Raw genomic sequence first — 5,217 nt, 5'->3', positions numbered from 1 at the left:
GTGGAAAGCCATCCTGTCGCCGGCCGCCTTCGACGTGCTGCGCAAGGAAGGCACGGAGTACCCCGGCACCAGCCCGCTGCTCAACGAACACCGCAAGGGCATTTTCGCCTGTGCCGGCTGCGACCTGCCGGTCTATTCGTCGGAGACGAAATTCGATTCCGGCACCGGATGGCCGAGCTTCTGGCAAGAGATCCCCAAGGCGATCGGCACGACCGTGGACAGGTCGCTCGGCATGACGCGTACCGAGGCACATTGCCGCCGCTGCGGCGGCCATCTCGGCCATGTCTTCGACGACGGTCCGGCGCCGACCGGCCTGCGCCACTGCATCAACGGCGTCGCGCTGACCTTCAAACCGGCCACGGCCTGAGTCCATAGACCCGAATGCAAAAAACTCCGGGCTTGCGGCCCGGAGTTTTTTACGCGGTCAGAGCTTTTCGGGCGTGGACTGGAGGAGCTTCCCGAAACCGCTGCCCACGTATCCTTGTCTTGTCGCAATCTCCAAGGGAAAGCGCTGCGCGCTTTTCCCGGGAAAACCGCCTTACACTTTTCCTGGAATTGCTCCCTATCAGTGCCCCCCACCGCCGCCGCCACCCGGTGCGGCCGGCTTGCGGATCAGCATGGTGAACAGGCCAAGCGTCGCAAACAGCACCGTCAGCATGAAGAACACGTCCATGAAGGACAGCAACGCCGCCTGCTGCTGGACCATGCCAGACAACTTGGAGATCGCAGCGCTTGTCGCATCGAGGCCGGGGGTCTGCTCGAAATTGCGGGTCATGTTCTGCAGCTTGGTCTGCGCGGCTTCACTGCCCCATTGCACATGCTCGGAGAGCCTTGCGTAGTGGAAGGCGTTGCGGTCGATCAGCACGGTATTGATCAGCGCAAGGCCGACGGCACCGCCAAGGTTGCGGGTGAGATTGAACAGGCCGGACGCGTTCTTCAGCCGCTCGGGCGGCAAGGTGCCGAGCGCGATGTTGTTGATCGGAACCATGCACAGCATCATCGAACAGCCGCGCAGGATCTGCGGGATGAGCAGCTCATAGAAATCCCAGTCGGCGGTCAGATGCGTCATCCACCAGGTGCCGGTGGCGAAGCCGAAGAAGCCGATCATCATCATCAGGCGCGGGTCCATCTTGTTCGACAGGATGCCCGAGATCGGCGCGGTGAAGAACATCGCCAGGCCGCTGACGAACAGAGCCTCGCCGATCATCATCGAATCGTAGCCGCGGATGCGCCCGAGGAACACCGGGTAGAGATAGGTCAGGCCGTAGAGACCGATGCCGATGACGAACGAGAATAGCGAGCCGAAGGCGAAGTTGATGTTGGTGAAGGCCTTCAGGTCGACGATCGGCTCCTCGGCGGTGAATACGCGCCAGAAGAACAGGACCGCGCCGACGGTCATGACGACGGCGCAGATGAAGACGCCCTGGTCCTGCAGCCAGTCATTGTTGGGGCCTTCCTCGAGCACATATTCCATGCAGCCCAGGAAGGCCGCCATGCCGGCGAGGCCCCACCAGTCGAACTTGCTGAACAGCTTGAGGTTGGGCTTGTCGAAGTCGATCAGCATCCAGGCCGCCGTTGTCACCAGGATGCCGGGCACGACATTGACCAGGAACAGCCAATGCCAGGACATGGCATGGCTGATATAGCCACCGACGGTCGGGCCGATGGTCGGCGCCAGCGTCGCCACGCGGCCGATCATCGGCGAGACGACGGCGCGGCGCGAGGGCGGGAAGATGGTGAAGGCAGCGGCAAAGACGCTCGGTATCATGCCGCCGCCGATGAAGCCCTGGACGGCGCGGTAGACGATCATCTGGTCGATGTTGGTGGCGGTCGCCGCCAGCGCACTGGCCGCGGTGAAGCCTGCCGCCGAGATGGTGAACAGCACGCGCGTCGACAGCATCCGGCTGAGAAAGCCCGACAGCGGGATCATCACCACTTCGGCGATCAGGTAGGCGGTCTGCACCCACGGAATTTCGTCGGAGCTGGCGCTCAGGCCGGCCTGGATCTCCGACAGCGAGGCGGAGACGATCTGGATGTCGAGGATGGCCATGAACATGCCGAACACCATCGCCAGGAAGGCGATGACGCGCCGCGTCGAAATGGTGTCAGGCACAGCCGGCCTCGCCGGCGGCGCTCCTGCTGTCAGGGTTGCGGTTGCCATGGCATTGCTCCCCGGCCGCCGCTCAATTCGACGCTGCCACTGACGCCGACCCGGATGGGGCGGTGCGGCTGTCGACGGCGACGACGACGCTCAGGCCGGCGCGCAGCTTACCGCTCTTCAGCGCATCGGCCGGCACATCGATGCGGACCGGAACGCGCTGCACGACCTTGGTGAAGTTGCCGGTGGCGTTTTCGGGCGGCAGCAGCGAGAACACGGCACCCGAAGCCGGCGCCAGCGACGAAACGGTTCCCTCGAAGTCCTGGCCGTCGGTCGCATCGACCGAGATCCTGACCTTCTCGCCGGGAACCAGCCGGGCAAGTTGTGTCTCCTTGAAGTTGGCGACGATGTAGAGCTTGTCCATCGGCACGATGACGGCGAGCTTCTGGCCGGGGCTGACAAGGTCGCCCTGCTCGACCGAGCGGTTGCCGACGATGCCGTCATATGGCGCCTTGAGCACGGTGAAGGAAAGATCGCGCAGCGCCTTGTCATGGCTGAGCTGCAGGGACGCCAGCGTGCTCGCCGATTCCGCGCGCTGCGCCTGCAGCACGCCGATATTGGCTTGCGCGGCGGCGATCTGTGCGTCGGCGCCGACAAGGGCGGCATCGGCCTGCTGGACCGCGGTCTGGGCGTCGTCCAGCTGCGCCTGTGTGCCGACATGGGTCTTGAGCAGCTGCGAGGCGCGCGCCGCGACCTTGGCTGCGTTGTCGGCCGCGGCCTGGTCGGCGACCTTCTGCGCCTGGGCCTGCTGCAGCGAGGCGCGGGCCGCGTCGGTCTGGGCGTCGATACGGTCGAGCGTCTTGCTCAAGGTGGCGATCTGCGCCTCGGCCTGGGCGACGGCAATCTTGTAATCGCCGTCATCGACGACGAGCAGCGGATCGCCGGCCTTGACCAGCTGGTTCTCGCTGACCTTGACCTGATCGACATAGCCGGAAATCTTGGGCGAGATGAACGCCATGTCCGCCTGGACATAGGCATCGTCCGTCGAGATCATGAAGCGGCCCGTTGTCCAGTAGTCGTACCCATACCAGGCGCCGGCGCCCAGCAAGGCAACACCGATGACCGGCAGCAGGAAGGAACGCACCGAACGCTTCTTCCTGGCCGGAGCCTCTGCCGGCGGCGACGAGACGGGCTGGACAGGTACTTCCGGTGCTTCCGTCGCTGGCGCAACCTTGGCGTTGGGGAAGGGACGGACTTCAGCAGTGGTCGGCGCGTTCGAGGACATGACATCTCTCTAAAGTTATAATATAATATTGAACCGTTCGGTTCGATCCGGCCGTTGACATAGCGCGTAAAGAGGACCATATCAAGGGCAATCGAACCGCTTGGTTCGAATTATTTTCGAGGTGTGACTTTCATGGCCGAGACCCCGCCCAATGTCGAAAACGAGTCGTGTGACGACCTGTTGGAAAGCTTGCGCCGTGGCCGCCCGGCCGCGGGGCAGGATCCGGCCAAGCGCAGCCAGATCATCGACGGCGCCCGTCGTGTCTTCATCGACAAGGGCTTCGAAGCCGCCTCGATGAACGACATCACCCGCGAGGCCGGCGTCTCCAAGGGTACGATCTACGTCTACTTCGCCAACAAGGAAGAGCTGTTCGAGGCGCTGATCGAGGAAGAGCGCGGCACCATCTTCAAGAACATGTATGACGTGCTGGACAATGCCGACAACCTGCGCGAGACGCTGGTGAAGTTCGGCAAGGTGCTGGCTCTCAAGATCACGTCGGCCAAGGTCGTCCAAGCGCAGCGCACGGTGATCGGGGCATCAGACCGGATCCCCGACATGGGCGCGCGTTTTTACGAGCGCGGTCCCAAGCGTGGCCACGACAAGGTCGCGGCCTTTCTCAATGCCGCCATCGAGCGCGACCTGCTGCGCATCGACGATGTCGATCTTGCCGCCTATCAGTTCACCGAACTGTGCCTGGCCGGTCTGTTCCGCCAGTGCATCTTCGCCTACCGCACCAAGGCCCCGACCCAGGACGAGATCGACCACATCGTCAGGTCAGGCGTCAGCATGTTCCTGAAGGCCTACGGCACCGAAAGGCTTGTGGCGGAAGAAGGCCATCAGACGATTGCTATCGAGGCCAAGCCCTAGCCAGACCATGCTCTAACTCTTTGTTTAGACGCAATTCTGGACGGAAAACCGCTTCACACTTTTCCTAGAATTGCTCTAAGGTGCGGATGCTTTAGCCGCCATTGGCGGCAAGCACGATGGCTGCCTGCAATTCCTGAAGGCCCTCGGCCTTTTCAGAAGAGGTGGCCAGCACGAACGGGAACGCCGCCGGCCGCTTCTTGATCTTTGCCAGCGTCTCCTCGATCAGCCTCGGCACGCCGGCAGTCTTGATCTTGTCGGTCTTGGTCAGCACGATCTGATAGGACACCGCCGCCTTGTCGAGCAGCGACAGCACTTCGTCGTCCTTGGCCTTGATGCCATGACGGGCGTCGATCAGCACATAGACGCGTTTCAGCGTGACCCGGCCCTTGAGGTAATCGAAGACCAGCTTGGTCCACTCGTCGACCTTCTCCTTGGGCGCGGTGGCGTAGCCGTAGCCGGGCATGTCGACCAGCGCCAAGGGTGGCAGGTCGGCGCCCTCGCCCGAAAATCCATCCGGCACGAAATAGTTGAGCTCCTGCGTGCGCCCCGGCGTGTTGGAAGTGCGCGCCAGCCCCTTCTGGTTGACCAGCGCATTGATCAGCGACGACTTGCCGACATTCGAGCGGCCGGCAAAGGCGATTTCCGGCGGCCCTTCCGGTGGCAGGAACTTCATCGCCGGCACGCCGCGGATGAAGATCCACCCTCGCGTAAACAGTTCGGTGCCGATTATGCTGCTGTTCAGAGCGTTCAAGCTGCTGCCTCCAGAAGAGAAATATTGACACCCCGGATAGCATCGAGGTTGCGGCTGACCTTGTCTACCGGCCAGTCCCACCACGCCACCGCCAGCAGCCGCCTGATTGTCCGGTCGTCGAAACGCATCTTTACCACCTTGGCCGCGTTGCCGGCGACGATCGCATAGGGCGGCACGTCGTGCGTCACCACCGATTTCGCAGCGACGATGGCGCCG

General features: G+C 63.1%; 5 protein-coding genes and 1 pseudogene. 2 read left to right on the top strand and 4 right to left on the bottom strand.

Going from position 1 to position 5,217, the window contains the following annotated elements:
• Positions 1 to 367: peptide-methionine (R)-S-oxide reductase MsrB (gene msrB / locus ENZ74_RS20740; protein ID WP_127312962.1), on the top strand; the 367-nt coding region annotated here is incomplete at its 5' end.
• Between the two features lie 198 nt (positions 368 to 565).
• On the opposite strand, the gene ENZ74_RS20730 is transcribed toward msrB, so the two are convergent.
• Complete coding sequence (locus tag ENZ74_RS20730; protein WP_127312961.1) at positions 566 to 2,161, bottom strand: DHA2 family efflux MFS transporter permease subunit; 1,596 nt, start codon at positions 2,159 to 2,161, stop codon at positions 566 to 568.
• A gap of 22 nt (positions 2,162 to 2,183) precedes the next feature.
• On the bottom strand, positions 2,184 to 3,383 hold the full coding sequence (locus ENZ74_RS20725; protein ID WP_013528495.1) for an HlyD family secretion protein: 1,200 nt from the start codon (positions 3,381 to 3,383) through the stop codon (positions 2,184 to 2,186).
• A 132-nt stretch (positions 3,384 to 3,515) separates the two neighbouring features.
• Between ENZ74_RS20725 and ENZ74_RS20720 the strand changes: the two genes are divergently transcribed.
• Complete coding sequence (locus ENZ74_RS20720) at positions 3,516 to 4,250, top strand: TetR/AcrR family transcriptional regulator (protein WP_013528496.1); 735 nt, start codon at positions 3,516 to 3,518, stop codon at positions 4,248 to 4,250.
• Positions 4,251 to 4,341: 91 nt separating this feature from the next.
• On the opposite strand, the gene yihA is transcribed toward ENZ74_RS20720, so the two are convergent.
• Together yihA and ENZ74_RS20710 are read right to left on the bottom strand one after the other, a co-directional pair.
• On the bottom strand, positions 4,342 to 5,001 hold the full coding sequence (gene yihA, locus ENZ74_RS20715; RefSeq protein WP_024502094.1) for a ribosome biogenesis GTP-binding protein YihA/YsxC: 660 nt from the start codon (positions 4,999 to 5,001) through the stop codon (positions 4,342 to 4,344).
• Positions 4,998 to 5,217 (bottom strand): annotated as a pseudogene (locus tag ENZ74_RS20710) (chloramphenicol acetyltransferase); the annotation flags it as partial. The pseudogene ENZ74_RS20710 and the gene yihA, both read right to left, overlap by 4 nt.

The organism is Mesorhizobium sp. M7A.F.Ca.CA.002.15.2.1 (assembly GCF_003998715.1).
GTDB classification, from domain to species: domain Bacteria; phylum Pseudomonadota; class Alphaproteobacteria; order Rhizobiales; family Rhizobiaceae; genus Mesorhizobium; species Mesorhizobium ciceri.
The sequence above is the reverse complement of the archived record's forward strand: the minus strand, read 5'-3'. Positions and strand labels throughout refer to the sequence as shown.

Bases quoted from the DNA above. Each gene is read 5' to 3' on its own strand.
- ENZ74_RS20720 (WP_013528496.1), top strand. From the start codon at position 3,516: ATGGCCGAGACCCCGCCCAATGTCGAAAACGAGTCGTGTGACGACCTG.
- ENZ74_RS20725 (WP_013528495.1), bottom strand. From the start codon at position 3,383: ATGTCCTCGAACGCGCCGACCACTGCTGAAGTCCGTCCCTTCCCCAAC.
- ENZ74_RS20730 (WP_127312961.1), bottom strand. From the start codon at position 2,161: ATGGCAACCGCAACCCTGACAGCAGGAGCGCCGCCGGCGAGGCCGGCT.